The organism is Pseudomonas sp. xss_4 (assembly GCF_043104125.1).
Classification (GTDB): domain Bacteria; phylum Pseudomonadota; class Gammaproteobacteria; order Pseudomonadales; family Pseudomonadaceae; genus Aquipseudomonas; species Aquipseudomonas parafulva_B.
Map to the genome: position 1 here is coordinate 59525 of NZ_JBICKJ010000027.1, position 17962 is coordinate 77486.

Below are 17962 nucleotides of genomic sequence, written 5' to 3' on the forward strand. Positions count from 1 at the left end.
CCAGGAGCTGTCATGCGCATAGCCTTGTTCCAAGTCCTACCTGGCCCGCTGGATGTGCCTGGCAACCTGCAGCGGCTGCGCGATCAGGCTCAGTTGGCAGCCGACCAGGGCGCGTCATTGCTGGTTTGCCCGGAAATGTTCCTGACCGGCTACAACATCGGCTCGGCTCAGGTGCAGCAACTGGCCGAAGCCTGCGATGGCCCGTCAGCACAGCACATCGTGCAGACCGCGCGCACCTGCTGTATCGCCATCGCCTACGGCTATCCGGAACGGGATCCGAACGGTGCCGTTTTCAACAGTGTGCAATTGATCGCTGCCGATGGCCGCCGCCTTTGCAACTACCGCAAGACGCACCTGTTCGGCGAGCTCGATCGCACGATGTTCGAGCAGGGGCCGGATCACTTTCCGGTCGTCGAGCTGGACGGCTGGAAAGTCGGCCTGCTGATTTGCTACGACATCGAGTTCCCGGAAAATGCCCGTCGGCTGGCCTTGGCCGGCGCCGAACTGATCCTGGTCCCGACGGCCAACATGCAGCCCTACGACTTCGTTTGCCAAGTGACGGTGCGGGCACGGGCCCAGGAAAACCAGTGTTACCTGGTGTATGCCAACTACTGCGGCGCAGAAGACGCCATCGCCTATTGCGGACAAAGCAGCATCGTCGGCCCGGATGGCGGCGTATTGCGCATGGCAGGTCATGAAGAGTGCCTGCTGCTGGCCGAGCTGGAACAGCAAGCCGTGGTGCAGGGCCGTCGGGCCTTCCCCTACCTCACCGACCTGCGTCAGGCCTTACACGGACGAATGCCCCAGCAGGATCACTGACAGCGCACCGCTTGCAGGCTAGCATGGTCGGACCACACGGAGCCCCCATGCCTGACACCATCCGCCAGCTCACCCTTGCCAACGGCCTGCAGCTCACCCTGCGCCACGCCCCTCGTCTCAAGCGCGCGGCGGCGGCGCTCAGGGTGCACGCGGGCAGCCATGATGCCCCTGCCAAATGGCCTGGGCTGGCGCATTTTCTCGAGCACCTGTTCTTTCTGGGCACAACGCGTTATCCCCTGGAAGATGGCCTGATGCGCTACGTGCAAGCGCTTGGCGGCCAAGTCAATGCCAGTACCCGCGAGCGGACGACGGACTTCTTCTTCGAAACCCCGCCCACAGCCTTGGCGGGCGGTTTGATGCGGCTGTGCCAAATGCTGGCCGAGCCGGACCTGGCCATCGCCCGCCAACGCGACGAGCGCGAAGTGATCCACGCCGAATTCATCGCCTGGTCGCGTAGCCGCCAGGCCCAGGCGCATCATGCCTTGCTGCAATCCGTGGCGCCGGGGCATCCGTTGCGGGCCTTCCAGGCCGGTAACCGTTATACCTTGCCGCTGCAAGACCCCGCCTTCCAGCGAGCGTTGAGCGAGTTTCACCGAGGCTATTACCAGGGTGGTCAGATGGTGCTGGCGGTGAGCGGCCCTCAGTCCCTGGATGAGCTGGAACAGTTGGCCGTGCAATCCGCTCGACTGTTCGCCAGCGGCACGCGCGTGTTACAGCGCCCTCCACCCCCATTGGGCACAAGCTGCAACCGGCAACTGTTCGCCCATGAGCAGATGCCGGCCGGCGCTGAGCAGGCCCTGGCGCTGCTGATCAGTTGTCTGAACGACAGTCGCCCCGGCATGTGGCTCGCGGCCGCGCGCCAGCACTGCGGGTTGCAGGCCATCAAGGTGGAAACGCTCTACGCCTTTGCCGGGCAGCTGCTCTGGCACATTGACCTGACGCTGGGCGCCGGTGTGCCAACTGGGCAGGCCATGGCCCTGCTGCACGGCTGGTTCGGATACATGCAGAACGCGGATTTTGCGCAACTCAATCGAGAATTCGGGCGTTTGCAAAGGCGCCGTGAGCACAGCGCCAGCGCCATGGAACTGGCACGCAGGGACAGCGCAGGGCTTCCCTTCACCGCGCTTGATACACAAGGGCAGCACGCCTTTACTGCGCTTCTGGCGAGCTTGCCACGTTCCGACCTGGGCCGTTGGCAGTTCCCTTTGAGCGAGCCATTGCTGCGCACGCGGTTGCCTGAAACCGGTGAGTGTTCGTTACCCGGCGGGCTGAGCATCAGCGACGCCTTGCCCACCGCGCGTCAGCACGCCGCCCTGCTTGTACGCTGGCAGGTGCCCCTTGCTTTGAAGGAATCACTGCATGCTGTTCTGGACCAAGCCCTTGCCCCACTCAAAGCGCGCTGTGAGCGCGCCTCGGTACAGCTACAGTTCAGCGGAGCGGGCCAGGGATGGGAGCTGCGCTGTGCAGGCGTAGCCTCGGCCGTGGTCACCGCCATCGGGATTGCCCTGCCCTTGTTGAAGGCCCCGCCGGCCGACTGTTGGGCTGACCGTGCTGGGCCACCCAGCCAACCCATGCCCATCAGGGCATTGCTGGAACAGTTGCCAAACGCCGTGGCAGGCCTCGACGTGCAAGCGGTGGCCGGGTCACGACAGAGCCAGCCCCAACTCGACAGGCTCTGGCAGCAGGTCACCTGGCACGGGCTGGCCGTCGGTTTCGATGCAGATGCACAGCAGGCACTGTCAGCCGTCCTGCAAGGCCTGCCCGGCCATGGCGGCGCGCCTGTTCCCGTTCCGCCGCTCACCCGTCGTTGGTACACGGTGGGCGGGTACGGCAGCGAACATGCCTTGCTGGTGTTCTGCCCTCTGCCAGCGGGCATGGAGGCAACGGGCAGGCTGCTGGCTCACCTGTTGCAAGGCCCTGTCTATCAACGTCTGCGGGTCGAGCTGCAACTGGGCTATGCGGTGTTCAGCGCCTTGCGCCAGGTGGAGGGGGTGCACGGGCTGATGATCGGCGTTCAATCGCCTCACGCCAGCCCGGACATGATTCTGGAACAGGTGGTCACGCTATTGCGCGAGCGCGTCACGCTGGACGTTCCCTCGCAGCAACTGCTGGCCGATCAGTTCGATGAAGTGGTCATGAGCAATGTCGAGGTTGTGGAGTGGGCCTGGCAGACACACCTGGCTACACAACCCCGGACGCTAGATGACGTACGCAAGGCTATCCTCAACGTGCGGCAGCATGATCTGGAAAGGCTACAGGATGCATTGCTCGATGGGCAGGCGCCCTGGACCTGTCTGGCCAACGCTGCCGCGCCACCTGACTTTCAGGCGCAGCAGCGCGAGATTGTTGCACCTGGTGCAACGCTACTTTCCTGATACACAGTCTTCGGATGAACGGTTTTCTTGTAAGATAGCGCAACCCTGATTCAGGGAACCTCCTGCCTATGGCGGTACCCAAGTAGTAGTCAAGCGTTCCTCAAACCCATTCGGAAGGAGTAATCCCATGTGGACCAAACCTGCATACACTGACCTGCGTATCGGCTTCGAAGTCACCATGTACTTCGCCAACCGCTAAGCACGGCTTAGGGTACGACGCCTCGGCCTGCCGGGGCGTTTTCGTTTTTTGGACATGACTTTCCGCACAGCATAGAGAGCACCCATGTATATCCAGGTTCTCGGCTCGGCCGCCGGTGGCGGGTTTCCGCAGTGGAACTGCAACTGCGACAACTGCAAGGGCTTCAGGGACGGTACCCTGCGGGCCACTGCCCGCACCCAGTCATCCATCGCCCTGTCAGACGACGGTGTGCATTGGGTGTTGTGCAACGCTTCGCCAGACATTCGTGCACAGCTCCAGGCCTTCGCGCCCATGCAGCCTGCCCGAGGTCTGCGCGATACCGGCATAGACGCCATCATCCTGCTAGACAGCCAGATCGATCACACCACTGGCCTGCTCAGCCTGCGCGAAGGTTGCCCGCACCCGGTCTGGTGCACGGACATGGTCCACCAGGACCTGACCACCGGCTTTCCGCTGTTCACCATGCTCAGCCACTGGAACGGCGGCCTGCAATGGAACCGAATCGAGCTTGAAGGCAGTTTCGTCATCCAGGCCTGCCCTAACCTGCGCTTCACCCCTTTCCCGCTGCGCAGTGCGGCACCGCCCTATTCCCCACACCGCTTCGACCCGCACCCAGGCGACAACCTTGGCCTGCTGGTGGAGGACACCCGCACCGGTGGCAAGCTGTTCTATGCCCCGGGCCTTGGCCAGGTGGACGAGCAGTTGCTGGAGATGATGCAAGGCGCCGATTGTCTGCTGGTCGATGGCACCTTGTGGGAGGACGACGAGATGCAGCGCCGCGGGGTGGGCACGCGTACCGGCCGTGAAATGGGGCACCTGGCCCAGAACGGCGCCGGCGGCATGCTCGAAGTACTCGACGGCTTTGCGCGCCAGCGCAAAGTGCTCATCCACATCAACAACACCAACCCGATTCTCGACGAAAACTCACCCGAGCGCGCCGAAGTGCTGCGCCGCGGTGTGGAAGTAGCCTTCGACGGCATGAGCATCGAGTTGTAACGGGCCTGCCCGCCACCCCAGCCTTCCAGGAGCCAGCCGAATGAGCGATGCACTGCCAATGTCCCCTGCCGAGTTCGAGCAGGCCCTGCGCGCCAAGGGCGCCTACTACCACATTCACCATCCCTACCACGTAGCCATGTATGAAGGCCGTGCTACCCGCGAACAGATCCAGGGTTGGGTAGCCAACCGCTTCTATTACCAGGTCAACATCCCGATGAAGGACGCCGCCATCCTGGCCAATTGCCCGGATCGCGAGGTACGCCGGGAGTGGATACAGCGCTTGCTCGACCATGATGGCGCACCTGGTGAAGACGGCGGCATCGAAGCCTGGCTGCGCCTGGGCCAGGCGGTTGGCCTTGACCCTGAGCAGTTGCGCTCACAGGAATTGGTATTGCCGGGGGTGCGCTTTGCCGTGGATGCCTACGTGAATTTTGCCCGTCGCGCCAGTTGGCAGGAAGCGGCCAGCAGCTCGCTGACCGAACTCTTCGCCCCGCAGATCCACCAATCACGCCTGGACAGCTGGCCGCAGCACTACCCCTGGATCGACCCGGCAGGCTACGCGTATTTCCGCACGCGCCTTGGCCAGGCTCGCCGCGATGTTGAGCATGGCCTAGCCATTACCTTGCAGCACTACACCACCTGGGCTGGGCAGCAGCGTATGCTGGAAATCCTCCAGTTCAAGCTGGACATCCTGTGGAGCATGCTCGATGCCATGAGCATGGCCTATGAGCTGAACCGGCCGCCCTATCACTCCGTCACCCAGGAGCGGGTGTGGCATAAAGGAATCACTCTATGAAATTCGATCGTCAGCAAGTGCCCAGGTGGCGCCAGGGTTACCGCTTCCAGTACGAGCCTGCCCAGAAAGGCCATGTACTGCTCTACCCTGAAGGCATGATCAAGCTCAACGAAAGCGCCAGCCTGATCGGTGGGTTGATCGACGGCCAGCGCGATGTGGCAGCCATCATCGACGCACTCCAGCAGCAATTCCCCGATGTGCCGGAAGTGGCCGACGATATCGAGCAGTTCATGGAGGTGGCCCGTGCCGAACACTGGATCGAGCTTGCCTGAGCTACCGCCCACGCCCGAGGTCGGCCTGCCGCTGTGGCTGCTGGCCGAGTTGACCTACCGCTGCCCGCTGCAGTGCCCCTATTGCTCCAACCCACTGGATTTCGCAGCCCAGGGCCAGGAGTTGAGCACTGCGCAGTGGTTCAAGGTCATGGCCCAGGCCCGCGAGATGGGCGCCGCGCAGATTGGGTTTTCCGGGGGCGAGCCGCTGGTTCGCCAGGACCTCGCCGAGCTGATCGCCGAGGCCCGCCGGCTGGGGTACTACACCAACCTGATTACCTCGGGTATCGGCTTGACCGAGGCGCGCATCGCCGCCTTCAAGCAGGCCGGCCTGGACCATATCCAGATCAGCTTCCAGGCCAGCGACGAGCAGGTGAACAACCTGCTGGCCGGTTCCCGAAAGGCGTTCGCACAGAAGTTGGAAATGGCCCGCGCCGTGAAGGCCCATGGTTACCCCATGGTGCTCAACTTCGTCACCCACCGGCACAACATCGACAAGATCGACCGCATCATCGAGTTATGCATCGCCCTGGATGCGGATTTCGTCGAACTGGCCACGTGCCAGTTCTACGGTTGGGCGCACCTTAACCGGGTTGGGCTGTTGCCCACTCGTGATCAGCTGGAACGGGCCGAGCGGATAACCAACGAGTATCGCGACAAGCTCAAGGCCGAAGGCAACCCGTGCAAGCTGATCTTCGTCACGCCGGACTACTACGAAGAGCGGCCCAAGGCCTGCATGAACGGCTGGGGCAATCTGTTCCTGACCATCACCCCCGACGGCACCGCCCTGCCATGCCATGGGGCCCGTCAGTTGCCGGTGCAGTTCCCCAACGTGCGTGAGCATGACCTGCGACACATCTGGTATGAGTCGTTCGGTTTCAACCGCTTCCGTGGCTACCAGTGGATGCCGGAACCCTGCCGCTCCTGCGATGAAAAGGAGAAGGACTTTGGTGGCTGCCGCTGCCAGGCCTTCATGCTCACCGGTGATGCCAGCAATGCCGACCCGGTATGTGCCAAGTCGCCCGACCATGGCTTGATCCTCAAGGCCCGCGAACAGGCGCAAAGCGCCGACCTCGCCATAGATCAGATGACTTTCCGAAATGAACGAAACTCCCGTGTCATCGCCCGAGGCTGAGTTCACCGCCGCCCAGGCCGTCGCCGCCGGCACCGATTTCGCCGAACTCAAGGTCGGTGATGCCGGCCTGTTCTGGGTCGAATTTCGGCCGGCCGACGACGCTTGCCGCATCTGGCACTGGCATCATCACCAGGCACGCTGCCTGACCCCGGACGGCTTCAGTGTACGCAGCCGTGTCTACGAATATGGTGGGGGCAGTTTCTGCCTGGGAGGGGACGGCCTCGTGTTCGTCAACGAAAAGGACCAGCAGGTTTACACCCAGCCCTTGGACAACACGCCGCCACGCCCCCTTACCCAGGACCCCGCCTGCCGCTATGGCGATGTGCAATGGCATGACGGGCAGGCCCTGGCTGTGGAGGAGCGCCATGGCGAAACCGTGGAGCACCGCCTGGTGGCTTTGGCCGAGGGGACGCGTCAGGTGCTGGCCGAAGGCGCCGATTTCTACGCCTCGCCCACGGTCAGCCCGGACGGGCAGCGCCTGGCCTGGATCGAATGGGACCGCCCGGCGCAGCCGTGGACGGTAACGCGGCTGATGACCTGCCGTCGCGAGGCCAGCGGCCAATGGGGGGCAGCGCAGACGGTAGCAGCGGGCGATGAATCGCTGCAGCAACCTCGCTTCGATACGGCTAACCGCCTGTACTGCCTGTCCGATCGCAACGGTTTCTGGCAGCCGTGGGGTGAGCTTGATGGCAGCTGGCAAGCGCTGGCAAGCGAGCCTGCCGACCATGCCGCAGCACCGTGGCAACTGGGCGCCAGTACCTGGCTGGCACTCGGATCACAGCATTACCTGGCCACTTGGTTCGAAGCAGGTTTCGGGCAACTGGGCCTGCGCACGCCCGATGGTCGCAGCGAGCGGTTCGCCAGCGCCTACACCCGCTTTCGCCACCTGGCCATGGACGCCACCTGCGTGTATGCCATCGCCGCCTCGCCCATCAGCCCTGCGGCAGTCATTGCGATTGCCCGTGACACCCATGAAGTGAGCGTACTGGCCGGTGGCGCCGAGGTATTACCGGCGCATCGGATCAGCTTGCCCCAGTCATTTCATTGCGGGGCTGGAGAGGCGCTGGCCCATGGCTTTTTCTATCCGGCTGCCGGCAGTATCACGCCATCGCCGCTGATCGTCTTCATTCATGGCGGCCCGACCTCGGCCTGCTATCCCGTGCTCGACCCGAGAATCCAGTTCTGGACTCACCGAGGTTTCGCCGTTGCCGACCTCAACTACCGCGGCAGTAGTGGCTATGGCCGTGAGTACCGCCATGCCCTGCACCTGCGTTGGGGCCAAAGCGATGTAGAAGATGCCTGCTCAGCCGTCGAGCGTCTGGCTGCCGATGGCCTGATCGACAGGACCCAGGTGTTCATCCGGGGCGGCAGCGCCGGCGGCTACACCGCTCTTTGCACACTGGCGTTCACGGACGTATTCCGGGCAGGCGCGAGCCTGTATGGCGTCAGCGACCCGGTGGCACTGGCGCGTGCCACGCACAAGTTCGAGGGTGACTACCTGGACTGGCTGATCGGTGATCCGGTCCAGGATGCCGAGCGCTACCGGCAGCGCACGCCGCTGCTGCACGCCGAGCGAATCAAGGTGCCGGTGGTGTTCTTTCAAGGGGAACTGGATGCGGTCGTGGTGCCAGAGCAGACCCGCGCCATGCTCGCAGCGCTCAATGCCAATGGCATCGAAGCCCAGGCACATTTCTACGAGGGCGAGCGGCACGGGTTTCGCAAGGCCCGTAACCTGGAGCATGCGCTCGATCAGGAATGGCGATTCTACTGCAAGGTGCTTGAGCAGCATTGAGCCGGCGGCTCACGGCCATCCGTGAGCCGCACGGATTCAGCGCCTGGCGATGATGTACACCGCGTGCACGATGCCTGGGATATAGCCCAGCAAGGTCAGCAGAATGTTCAGCCAGAAGGCTCCACCAAACCCCACCTGCAGAAACACGCCCAAGGGCGGCAGAATGATTGCGATGATAATCCGGATAATGTCCATGCGAGTCTCTCCGTAAGGGGTTACATCACAGACTCATCGCCGCTTGCAGAGGTTCCACAGGCAAAAAAAACGCCCAGGGCCGAATGTGACAGGCCCGGGGCGGTGCGCAGAAACGCCAGACGGTTCGTTTTTACGTGGGTGGACTAGGCGGGCATCTTTCGTCCCGAGGCCTGGACCGCGTGCAGTCGCGCGAACGCGCGCGAAAGCCTCAACAGCATTTCGTCGACATTGCCGCGGGTCACCGTTAGCGCCGGCGAGAACCGCAGCACATCGGCCTGGGGCGCACCGACCAGCAGGCACTCTTGCAATGCCGCACGCTCCAGCGTCCGTGCCAGGGGTTCGTTGAGCTGCAACGTCCACAACAGCCCATTCCCGCAGACCTGGCCCTGGCCAAAGCGGCCCGCCAGGCGGCTAAGTCCCTCACGTAGATGACGGCCAGTGTCCTGCACGTGCTCGAGAAAGCCTGCATCCAGCACCGTCTTCAGGACTGCCAGGCCTGCTGCGGCCGTCACCGCATTGCTGTACTGGGCATCCGGCACCCCTGCCAACGGCGCGCAGCAAGCGCTGTTGCGCACCAGCACAGCGGCCAGTGGCACACCCCCACCAAGACCGGCACCCAGCGCCAAGATGTCGGCTTGCACGCCGTACAGGGTTTCGGTCAGCAACGCACCGCAGCGGCCCATGCCTGTGCGCGCTTCATCAAGAATCAGCAGAATGCCCAGCTCGCGGCAAAGGGCCTCAGCGCCCTTGAGGTATTCGGCGGTTGCAAGAACGATCGCACCCTGGCTTTGCAATGGTTCCAACACGATGGCTACCGTGCGCGACTCGACTGCGGCGTGCAGTGCAGCCAGGTCATTGAACGGCACATGGCTCAGATGGGCGTGTTCCGTTTTGCTATGGCTTGCACTGCTGGCCACAGGCGCACCGTACACGTCTTCCCCGCCCTGGCGGGCAACGATGATATGGCCCGCGCTATGGCGGTGGCGTTCACCCCAGTGGCGAGCCAGGCGAATAGCGGCTTCATGTGCCTGTGCCGCGCTGTCGAAAAGCAGGGCACGTTCACTCCCGGTCGCTTGGCAGAGCTGGTCGCTCAATGCCAGAACGCCCTCGTGCGAGCGCCCCACACCCGGATTGATCAAGGCCTGAGCCTGGTTCGCCACCGCCTTGACGATCGACTCGGGGCTGTGCCCCAGCGTGTTGACCCCGTCGCCTTGGTTGAAGTCCAGACAGGCTTGGCCTTGGTCGTCCCAAAGCCACGCGCCTTGCCCTCTGATGAAAACAGGTGAGTCAGGGGCCTTGGCATCAATACGAGGCCGAGCGCGTGCTGGCTCAGGCAACGTTTCAATCCCGACAGCACGCGCTGGACGGCGAAGGTTGAACAGGTTCATCGAAGTTATGCACGCTTGGATGATGGGCAGGGCTGGAACGGCTTTGGTATAAGTGAAATGCCGTGCCTATGGATAGGGAGTCAGACCGTGGTAAGGATGAGGTCCTCATGAAGCCTGTAACCCGTTGTTATACCGCGATAGACTAGGCGCCGGATGCTGATTCCGACATTTCGATTTAGCAGTATTTTCAATAAGTAGAACTTATGGATTTTCGCCAACTGCGTTATTTCGTCGCGGTCTACGAAGAAGGCCATGTCGGGCGTGCCGCCGAGCGCCTGTCATTGTCTCAGCCGGCCCTGTCTCAGCAGATTCGCCAGCTCGAGCATGGCCTGGACCTAAGCCTGTTCGAGCGCAGTAACAAGCGCCTGCTGCCTACACTGGCGGCGCACACCTTGTACAACCATGCCCTGCCCTTGCTCGATGGCTTGCAAAGGGCCCACGAGGCGATGCGAAACTTCAAGGGGCAGGCACTGCGAACCCTGGCGATCGGCGTCTTGCAAACGGTTCGGCCGAGCCTGGTACCGCAGCTTCTGGAACGACTGCGCAAGGCCCAGCCGCACCTGGTAGTGCAGATCTATGAGTTGTCGGGGTTGGAAATCGAGAAGCGCCTGATCAGCGGCACGCTGGACATCGGCATCAGCTACCTGCCCGCGCGCCAACCTGGGCTGCATGGCGTGTTGTTGTACGAGGACGAATTGCAGTTGGTCATCCCAGCGACCCACCCGCTCAAGGACTTCAAGAAGGTGTCGATCCGCCAGGCGGCGGAACTGCCCATGCTGATGCTGGGCGAGGAATTCCAGATGCGTCAGATCTGGCAGGCACAGCTGGCCAGCCAAGGTCGTCGCCCGCAGGTTCAGGCAGAAATGAATAACATGGCAGGCATTCTCGACAGCCTATCGCACACCTCACTGGCGACCATCCTGCCGGGGCGGGCCAAGGAAGCCGAACAGGCGCAGCAAGGGCTGCTGTGGAAGCCGTTGAGTGAACCCAGGGTGCCCTTGAAGGTAGGCCTGGTGTTCCGTGACGCTCAGCGTCAGCAGGCCTCAATAGAACTTCTGCGTGGCCTGCTCGAAGAAGAGACTGACTTGCGTGGACCGGCGGCTTCGCCACTCGATGCACTGGGCTGAACGTGACGCACAAGAAAAACCCCGCCGAGGCGGGGTTCTTCAGACTGTTTCCCTGTGACATCCGTATCGCCCCACCATCCTGGCAGGAAATCCTTCGTCGTCTTCCGTGATCTGTCCTATGCGCTTCCTGCGCAACGTCCATGGAATAAAGATAACCCTGGATCCAATCTGAGAACAGTGGTGAAAAGTCACCACGTGCTGTAGGAAAAGGCTTACAAAGGGTAATCATTCCTATCTGCACCCTTTGTAGTGGCGCCCACCCTGAAGCGGGCGCCCTTAGCTACGGCCGTATCAACGTCTGCGCCAGTCCTAGAACTGCTCCGCATCCAACAGGTACAGCGTTTCGCTACCCGCCTTGACCGAGGCGATGAGCGAGTCGACGCGCGGCAGCAAGCGAGCAAAATAGAAGCGTGCCGTGCCGAGCTTGCCTTGGTAGAACGCTTCATCACCCTCGCCTGCCAGGGCAGCCTGGGCCATCAATGCCCACATGTAGGCATAGGCGACATAGCCGAAGGCATGCAGGTATTCAACCGACGCCGCCCCGATCTCGTTCGGATTGGCTTTGGCTTGTTGCAACACCCAGTCGGTCACGCCGTCCAGCTGGTCGAGTGCGGCGCCTAGGGGTCTGGTAAACGCAGCCATGTCAGCCCCGGCACCAGCAATGAACTGACGCACTTCGTCGGAGAACAACTGGTAGTACGCGCCACCACTGGCCACCACCTTGCGGCCCATCAAGTCCAGCGCCTGGATACCATTGGTGCCTTCGTAGATTTGGGTAATGCGCACATCGCGCACCAGCTGCTCCTGCCCCCATTCGCGGATATACCCGTGCCCACCGAACACTTGCTGGCCGTGAAGGGTGCACTCAAGGCCCAGGTCCGTCAGAAATGCCTTGGCCACAGGGGTTAACAGCGCGACCAATTCTTCGCTGCGCTTGCGTACGGCACTGTCTTGCGCGTATTTGGCGCTGTCCAGCTGCATGGCCACGTAGCTGGAAAACGCCCGCCCGCCCTCGGTCAGCGCCTTCATGGTCAGCAGCATGCGCCGCACATCCGGGTGCACGATGATCGGGTCAGCAGGCTTTTCCTTGGCTTGCGGCCCAGTCGGCGCACGACTTTGCAGGCGCTCGCGGGCATAGTCGACAGCATTCTGATAAGAGCGCTCGGCCGAGGCGAGCCCCTGGATACCAACGCCAAGCCGCTCGTAGTTCATCATGGTGAACATCGCGGCCAGGCCCTTGTTGGGCTCCCCAACGATGTAGCCGACCGCCTCGTCGAAATTCATCACGCAGGTGGCCGAGGCCTGGATACCCATCTTGTGCTCGATGGACCCGCAGGTCGCCGGGTTGCGGGCACCCAGGCTGCCGTCGTCGTTGACCAGGAATTTGGGGACCAGAAACAGGGAGATCCCCTTGGGGCCGGCCGGTGCGCCCGGTAGCTTGGCCAGAACCAGATGGATGATGTTCTCGGTCAGGTCGTGCTCGCCACCGGTGATGAAGATCTTGGTGCCGGTCACCCGGTAGCTGCCGTCAGCCTGAGGCTCGGCCTTGGTTCGGATCATGCCAAGGTCAGTGCCCGCATGGGGTTCGGTCAGGCACATGGAGCCTGCCCACACTCCTGAATACATGTTCGGCAAATACGTGTGCTTGAGCGCCTCGTCGGCGTGCGCGTTGATCGACAGGCAGGCGCCTGCGGTGAGCATGGGGTACAAGCCAAACGACAGGCTGGCTGCGTTGACCATCTCCTCGACTTGGGCCGATACCGCCTTGGGCATGCCCATGCCGCCGAAAGCTGGGTCACCACCCACGCCTACCCAGCCACCTTGAGCATAGGTGTCATAGGCTTCGATGAATCCTGCGGGCGTATGCACCGCGCCATTGTCCCAGCGGCAGCCTTCCTCGTCGGCAGCGCGGCTAAGCGGTGCGATGCTGCGTGCAGTGACCTTGCCCGCCTCTTCGAGCACCGCCATGGCCGTTTCGGCATCGACCAACTCGGCCAGGCCCGGCAGTTGCGCCCACTGCTGGCCTACGTTGAAGACTTCATTCAGTACGAAGCGCATGTCGCGCAGGGGCGCTTTATATTCAGCCATGACAACCTCTCGCTGGTCAGGACGGGCGGCGATGAGCACCGCAGCACGGGTAGTGGAACCAGTGTAACCGAACAACTTTTACGACACATAGGGTCATCAACAGACTGTAGAGTCAGCAATGGTCACGCTTCCCGCACCGCTCCCCGACGGTTTCTCAGGCCGTGCACCATCAAGCAGTTGCGCCCTGCGGCCTTGGCAGCGTACAGCGCCTGGTCGGCAGCCTTGAGCACCTCATCAACGCTACGGTTGTCGCCCTGCCGCTCGGCCACACCCAGGCTGATGGTCACCGTAACCGTGTCGCCACTGCTGCCCGCGCGGCGCTGGCGCCCGGTGTTGTCATCCAGCGGACGCGCACTTTGGTCACGCAAGTGCATGCCATAGCCGGCGATCGCCTCTCGAACCGCTTCCAGATGCGGCACGCACTGCTCGGCCGTCTTGCCCGCGAACACCACGGCGAACTCTTCGCCGCCGTAGCGATAGGCGCGGCCTCCCCCTTTGACCTTGCCAAGCCGGCTGGCGACGAGGCGCAATACCTGGTCGCCGACATCATGCCCGTGGGTATCGTTGAAGCGCTTGAAATGGTCCACGTCGGCCATGGCAATCACATAGGAGCGCCCTAGTCGCTGCAGGCGCTCATTGAGCGCGCGACGGCCCGGCAACCCGGTGAGCTCGTCACGAAATGCCATCTGGTACGCTTCATGGGCGACTGCCGTGGCAATCATCAGCATGACCTGACTGCACATGATGTTAAGCGTGAAGGGCAACACGAACGTCTTGGGCAGCATCCAGAAAATACCGATCAGGCCCACGATCAAGGCGCCATGCAGGGGCCTGGGCGCACGCAGGTACTGCACGACGAGTAGCGCCAGCATGCCCATGAACACCGGGTAGGCCAGCTGAATCAGGCTCATCCACTGGCCGTGCAGGACCGGCCAGCGGATTTCCGCCAGGCTGGCCAGCAACGCCTCGGGAAAGCTTTGCTCGAAGCCTGCCGCCACCGCGGCCGTGGCCACCAGCACCGCACACCGGGCGACCAGGTCCTGGAGCAGATGCAAGCGCTCCTGCCAGATGCCATAAAGGCCATACAACGCCGGTAGTAGCAGGCACACCAGGTGGAAGATCACGGCAGCGTCTTCACGAACGCGGCCGTTGTCCCGGTAGAAGTCGGTCTGGGTATCGAGCAGGAAATAGGCGATGTACACCGTGAGCATCAGAAACAGCTCCCGCTGGCGCCTGTATACCGCGCAATAGGCGCCGCCCATCAACAGCACGAGGGTTGGCAAAACATTGAAAAGCGACGTGAAGAAAACGCTGAGGTCCTTGACGTAAGCCGCAGCCAAGCCTGCCCCCAGCAAGACGAGAGAGGGTACGAAATGGCTTGCGCGAACAGCGTCAAGGCGAAGCAAAGGCAATTCCAACCTGGCAGACCAATAGTGGCATTGTGCCCTTAGTTGATCGGCCATTCACCTGTACACTTGAGCACCTTTGCTATTGACTTGCGCCAGACATAAAAAACCGTCTGCCGGAGCAGACGGTTCGCGTACAACCTGAGGTAACTCAGTAAGCCAGGCCGAAGTGTTCTTCGTCCATGGCCATCAGGTTGTCCGCACCGGACAGCATGGCAGCCACATGCGTGCGGGTGCGCGGCAGGATGCGCTGGAAGTAGAAGCGTGCCGTCTGCAGCTTGGCGGTGTAGAACGCCGCTTCACTGGTACCTGCTGCCAGCTTTTCGGCAGCCAACCGGGCGATGTCGGCCCAGAAGTAAGCCAGGCAGGCGTAGCCGGAGTACATGAGGTAGTCCACCGAGGCCGCGCCAACTTCCTCACGGTCCTTCATGGCGGCCATGCCTACCTTCATGGTCAGCTCACCCCATTCCTTGTTCAACGCGGCCAGGGGCTGAACGAACTCGTTGACGGCTTCGTTGCCTTCCTGCGACTGGCAGAACTTGTGCACGATCTTGGTAAAGCCCTTCAGGGCCTCGCCTTGGGTCATCAGCACCTTGCGGCCCAGCAAGTCCAGGGCCTGGATACCTGTGGTGCCCTCGTACAGCATGGAAATACGGCTGTCACGAACGTTCTGCTCCATGCCCCACTCGGCGATGAAGCCGTGCCCACCGTAGACCTGAACCCCATGGTTGGCAGCCTCGAAGCCTACTTCGGTCATGAAGGCCTTGGCGATTGGGGTCAGGAACGCCAGCAAGGCATCGGCCTTCTTGCGCTCTTCCTCGTCCTGGCTGTACTTGACGATGTCCACCTGCTTGGCGGTGAAGTACACCATCGCACGGGTGCCTTCGGCAAAGGCCTTCATGGTCAAGAGCATACGACGCACATCCGGGTGGACGATGATCGGGTCGGCGGCCTTCTCAGGCGCCTTGGGCCCGGTCAGCGAGCGCATTTGCAGGCGCTCGCGGGCGTACTTCAAGCCCCCCTGGAAGGCCACTTCGGCATGGGCCAGACCTTGCAGCGCAGTACCCAGGCGTGCCGTGTTCATGAAGGTGAACATGCAGTTCAGGCCTTTGTTGGCCGGGCCAATCAGGTAACCAGTGGCTGCGTCGAAGTTCATCACGCAAGTGGCATTGCCATGGATGCCCATCTTGTGCTCAAGGGAGCCGCAGCTCACACCATTGCGCTCACCCGCTGCGCCTTCGGCGTTAGGCAGGAACTTCGGCACGATGAACAGGGAAATACCCTTGGTACCAGCCGGTGCATCAGGCAGGCGTGCCAGCACGATGTGCACGATGTTCTCGGCCATGTCGTGCTCACCAGCCGAAATGAAGATCTTGGTACCGCTGACTTTGTAGCTGCCGTCGGCCTGGGGTTCGGCCTTGGTGCGCAGCATGCCCAGGTCGGTGCCGCAATGGGGTTCGGTCAGGCACATGGTGCCGGTCCACTCACCCGAAACCAGCTTGGTCAGGTAGGTGTGCTGCTGTTCGGCAGTACCGTGGGCCGAGATCGTGTTCATCGCGCCGTGGGACAAGCCTGGGTACATGCCCCAGGACCAGTTGGCACCGCCTACCATTTCGCTCAGGGCCAGGCCCAGCGACTCGGGCAGGCCCTGACCACCATGCTCCACATCGTGCGCCAGGCTTGGCCAGCCGCCTTCGACGAACTGCTGGTAGGCTTCCTTGAAACCGGTCGGCGTCTTCACGCCCGACTCGCTCCAGGTGCAACCTTCCTGATCGCCTACGCGGTTGAGCGGCGACAGTACCTGCTCACAGAACTTCGCACCTTCCTCGAGGATCGCGTCCACCATGTCGGGCGTGGCGTCCTGACAGCCTGGCAGGCTTTGATAGTGCGCCTCGTAGCCGAGCAGTTCGTCACGCACGAAGCGAATATCACGCAGGGGGGCTTTGTAGTCAGGCATGGCGATGAACCTCTAGGTGAGTTCTGTGGGGGACCGGCACACGCGGCAGGGTCTATCAAACAGTTGTTTGAAACTTACGTTTACCGCTGCCGGATGTCAAGAAGGCCCCACGATGCCATTTACGCCACGAAAAATGACGAATCTGCCATCCGCACACATGCCTGCGTCCCCGCAGGGAACGAGGACACTTCAAGCGGAGAAGAGGAAACGAGGCAGTGCAAGCTTCCGAGCGTTGCGTGTCAGGCGAGAACGCGCTATCGACCGTCAGGCATAGGTGTCGATGATACGACCCAGCATTTCGTCGGATGCCTTGACGACTTTGGCGCCAAGCTCGACTTCGGTTCTGCCCAAGGCCATTTGCACGGTGCTGGTGGCCATGTCCATTTGCTGACTTCTGTCGACGGCACGCAGCCGCTCGGCCTGAAAGTCACTCGATTGACTGGTGGCGGAACGTTCGGCGGTGGAGTTGGCGATCTGGCTGGCGGCCTGGTCGACGCGATTCTGACCAGTGTGAATGGCGCCTAGGCCGGCGTAGAAGGCGGAGCTACCGGTGATTTCCATGTCAGGACTCCATCGACACTGGATGACGGTGAGGCCCCATTAAAGCAAGCCAGCCACAAAAAAACCCGTTTAAATCGCTAATGGCTCGGTGCCACTTGATAGACCTTGACCATGCCAGCGTCGGGTAACCTTCATACGCTCGACCCTATCCGCAGCGCAGGTACGCGCAGGTTATGCCAGCAGGTCCAGCTGCAAATGCTCGGCCACCTTGTCCGCCGTGGCTTGCTTGAGCTTGGGCACACGGCCCAGACAAGGCGCTGGCAGCCGTTCAGCCAGGCTGGCCAGGTTATCTTCGAGCCGCGACGTTCTTGGCTCGATGATGTTCGCCACCCATCCGGCGAGCTGTAGTCCGTCACGCTCGATGGCTTCGGCACTGAGCAGCGCGTGGCTGATGCAACCCAGCCTTACCCCTACCACCAGGATGACCGGCAGCTTCAATGCAACGGCCAGGTCGGACAGGTTCTCAAGGCCCGAGAGCGGCACCCGCCAGCCACCGGCACCCTCGATCAAGGTGAAATCGGCCTGCTGCTCCAATACCGTGTCCATGTCTGCCAGCAACTTCGCCACCGCCAGCGTCACACCGGCCTCCCGCGCGGCGACATGGGGGGCGATGGCTGGCTCGAAGGCGAATGGGTTGACCTGCTCGTAGGCGAGCTTGATAGTGCTTTCGTCGATGAGCGCCAAGGCGTCGCTGTTGCGCAAGCCCTTGGCTGTCATGTTGCAGCCCGATGCCACCGGCTTGGCGCCCAGGGTGCTCAACCCCTGCAACTTCGCTGCATGCAGAAGACCGGCGGCAATGGTGGTCTTGCCGACATCGGTGTCAGTTCCGGCAATGAAATACGCCTGACTCATGAAGTAC

At 62.3% G+C, this 17962-nt stretch carries 16 protein-coding genes; 9 read left to right on the forward strand and 7 right to left on the reverse strand.

Going from position 1 to position 17962, the window contains the following annotated elements:
- Window positions 1-12: 12 nt before the first annotated feature.
- The 8 genes from ACF8GB_RS05260 to ACF8GB_RS05295 all read left to right on the forward strand — a co-directional run bounded on the left by ACF8GB_RS05260 (window position 13) and on the right by ACF8GB_RS05295 (window position 8381).
- Window positions 13-819, forward strand: a complete 807-nt coding sequence (locus ACF8GB_RS05260) for a carbon-nitrogen hydrolase family protein (protein ID WP_392526669.1) — start codon at window positions 13-15, stop codon at window positions 817-819.
- A gap of 47 nt (window positions 820-866) precedes the next feature.
- On the forward strand, window positions 867-3194 hold the full coding sequence (gene pqqF / locus ACF8GB_RS05265) for a pyrroloquinoline quinone biosynthesis protein PqqF (RefSeq protein ID WP_392526670.1): 2328 nt from the start codon (window positions 867-869) through the stop codon (window positions 3192-3194).
- Window positions 3195-3321: 127 nt separating this feature from the next.
- Entirely contained in the window at window positions 3322-3393 is a 72-nt protein-coding gene (pqqA, locus tag ACF8GB_RS05270) for a pyrroloquinoline quinone precursor peptide PqqA (RefSeq protein ID WP_003243383.1), read from the forward strand.
- Between the two features lie 84 nt (window positions 3394-3477).
- Window positions 3478-4389, forward strand: coding sequence for a pyrroloquinoline quinone biosynthesis protein PqqB (gene pqqB / locus ACF8GB_RS05275; protein ID WP_392526671.1), 912 nt, complete (start codon window positions 3478-3480; stop codon window positions 4387-4389).
- Between the two features lie 40 nt (window positions 4390-4429).
- Window positions 4430-5185 carry a pyrroloquinoline-quinone synthase PqqC gene (gene pqqC / locus ACF8GB_RS05280; protein ID WP_023532576.1) on the forward strand — a complete coding sequence of 252 codons (756 nt, stop codon included), beginning with the start codon at window positions 4430-4432 and terminating at the stop codon, window positions 5183-5185.
- Window positions 5182-5457 (forward strand): pyrroloquinoline quinone biosynthesis peptide chaperone PqqD, encoded by a 276-nt coding sequence (gene pqqD, locus ACF8GB_RS05285; protein WP_058603019.1) that lies wholly within the window; start codon window positions 5182-5184, stop codon window positions 5455-5457. The genes pqqC and pqqD overlap by 4 nt, the downstream gene beginning before the upstream one ends.
- Window positions 5429-6589 carry a pyrroloquinoline quinone biosynthesis protein PqqE gene (pqqE, locus tag ACF8GB_RS05290; RefSeq protein WP_058603018.1) on the forward strand — a complete coding sequence of 387 codons (1161 nt, stop codon included), beginning with the start codon at window positions 5429-5431 and terminating at the stop codon, window positions 6587-6589. Before pqqD ends, pqqE begins: the two co-directional genes overlap by 29 nt.
- Window positions 6555-8381, forward strand: a complete 1827-nt coding sequence (locus tag ACF8GB_RS05295; protein ID WP_392526672.1) for a S9 family peptidase — start codon at window positions 6555-6557, stop codon at window positions 8379-8381. Before pqqE ends, ACF8GB_RS05295 begins: the two co-directional genes overlap by 35 nt.
- Before the next feature lie 36 nt (window positions 8382-8417).
- On the opposite strand, the gene ACF8GB_RS05300 is transcribed toward ACF8GB_RS05295, so the two are convergent.
- Together ACF8GB_RS05300 and ACF8GB_RS05305 are read right to left on the reverse strand one after the other, a co-directional pair.
- The gene (locus ACF8GB_RS05300; RefSeq protein WP_023532725.1) at window positions 8418-8576 is read right to left on the reverse strand and encodes a YqaE/Pmp3 family membrane protein; all 159 of its coding nucleotides are present in this window, start codon (window positions 8574-8576) and stop codon (window positions 8418-8420) included.
- 143 nt (window positions 8577-8719) lie between these two features.
- Window positions 8720-9964 carry an aminotransferase class III-fold pyridoxal phosphate-dependent enzyme gene (locus ACF8GB_RS05305; protein WP_392526673.1) on the reverse strand — a complete coding sequence of 415 codons (1245 nt, stop codon included), beginning with the start codon at window positions 9962-9964 and terminating at the stop codon, window positions 8720-8722.
- Between the two features lie 203 nt (window positions 9965-10167).
- On the opposite strand from ACF8GB_RS05305, the gene ACF8GB_RS05310 reads away from it, so the two are divergent.
- Window positions 10168-11091, forward strand: coding sequence for a LysR family transcriptional regulator (locus ACF8GB_RS05310; protein WP_058603015.1), 924 nt, complete (start codon window positions 10168-10170; stop codon window positions 11089-11091).
- A 309-nt stretch (window positions 11092-11400) separates the two neighbouring features.
- On the opposite strand, the gene ACF8GB_RS05315 is transcribed toward ACF8GB_RS05310, so the two are convergent.
- The 5 genes from ACF8GB_RS05315 to bioD form a co-directional block, all read right to left on the reverse strand.
- Window positions 11401-13179 carry an acyl-CoA dehydrogenase C-terminal domain-containing protein gene (locus ACF8GB_RS05315; protein ID WP_326383285.1) on the reverse strand — a complete coding sequence of 593 codons (1779 nt, stop codon included), beginning with the start codon at window positions 13177-13179 and terminating at the stop codon, window positions 11401-11403.
- Between the two features lie 122 nt (window positions 13180-13301).
- Window positions 13302-14585: a GGDEF domain-containing protein gene (locus ACF8GB_RS05320; RefSeq protein WP_326383286.1), complete on the reverse strand. Its 1284-nt coding sequence runs from the start codon at window positions 14583-14585 to the stop codon at window positions 13302-13304.
- Between the two features lie 151 nt (window positions 14586-14736).
- Complete coding sequence (locus tag ACF8GB_RS05325; protein WP_058639094.1) at window positions 14737-16542, reverse strand: phenylacyl-CoA dehydrogenase; 1806 nt, start codon at window positions 16540-16542, stop codon at window positions 14737-14739.
- 264 nt (window positions 16543-16806) lie between these two features.
- Window positions 16807-17103: a pyrroloquinoline quinone biosynthesis protein PqqE gene (locus tag ACF8GB_RS05330; RefSeq protein ID WP_145253952.1), complete on the reverse strand. Its 297-nt coding sequence runs from the start codon at window positions 17101-17103 to the stop codon at window positions 16807-16809.
- Between the two features lie 171 nt (window positions 17104-17274).
- A complete protein-coding gene (gene bioD, locus ACF8GB_RS05335) occupies window positions 17275-17955 on the reverse strand; it encodes a dethiobiotin synthase (RefSeq protein ID WP_197844402.1) in 681 nt (226 codons plus the stop codon).
- Between the last annotated feature and the right edge of the window lie 7 nt (window positions 17956-17962).

Coding starts and splice junctions, on each gene's coding strand:
- ACF8GB_RS05310 (WP_058603015.1), top strand. CDS start 10,168: ATGGATTTTCGCCAACTGCGTTATTTCGTCGCGGTCTACGAAGAAGGC.
- ACF8GB_RS05305 (WP_392526673.1), bottom strand. CDS start 9,964: ATGAACCTGTTCAACCTTCGCCGTCCAGCGCGTGCTGTCGGGATTGAA.
- ACF8GB_RS05330 (WP_145253952.1), bottom strand. CDS start 17,103: ATGGAAATCACCGGTAGCTCCGCCTTCTACGCCGGCCTAGGCGCCATT.
- ACF8GB_RS05315 (WP_326383285.1), bottom strand. CDS start 13,179: ATGGCTGAATATAAAGCGCCCCTGCGCGACATGCGCTTCGTACTGAAT.
- bioD (WP_197844402.1), bottom strand. CDS start 17,955: ATGAGTCAGGCGTATTTCATTGCCGGAACTGACACCGATGTCGGCAAG.
- pqqC (WP_023532576.1), top strand. CDS start 4,430: ATGAGCGATGCACTGCCAATGTCCCCTGCCGAGTTCGAGCAGGCCCTG.
- ACF8GB_RS05300 (WP_023532725.1), bottom strand. CDS start 8,576: ATGGACATTATCCGGATTATCATCGCAATCATTCTGCCGCCCTTGGGC.
- ACF8GB_RS05260 (WP_392526669.1), top strand. CDS start 13: ATGCGCATAGCCTTGTTCCAAGTCCTACCTGGCCCGCTGGATGTGCCT.
- pqqF (WP_392526670.1), top strand. CDS start 867: ATGCCTGACACCATCCGCCAGCTCACCCTTGCCAACGGCCTGCAGCTC.
- ACF8GB_RS05295 (WP_392526672.1), top strand. CDS start 6,555: ATGAACGAAACTCCCGTGTCATCGCCCGAGGCTGAGTTCACCGCCGCC.
- pqqB (WP_392526671.1), top strand. CDS start 3,478: ATGTATATCCAGGTTCTCGGCTCGGCCGCCGGTGGCGGGTTTCCGCAG.
- ACF8GB_RS05325 (WP_058639094.1), bottom strand. CDS start 16,542: ATGCCTGACTACAAAGCCCCCCTGCGTGATATTCGCTTCGTGCGTGAC.
- pqqD (WP_058603019.1), top strand. CDS start 5,182: ATGAAATTCGATCGTCAGCAAGTGCCCAGGTGGCGCCAGGGTTACCGC.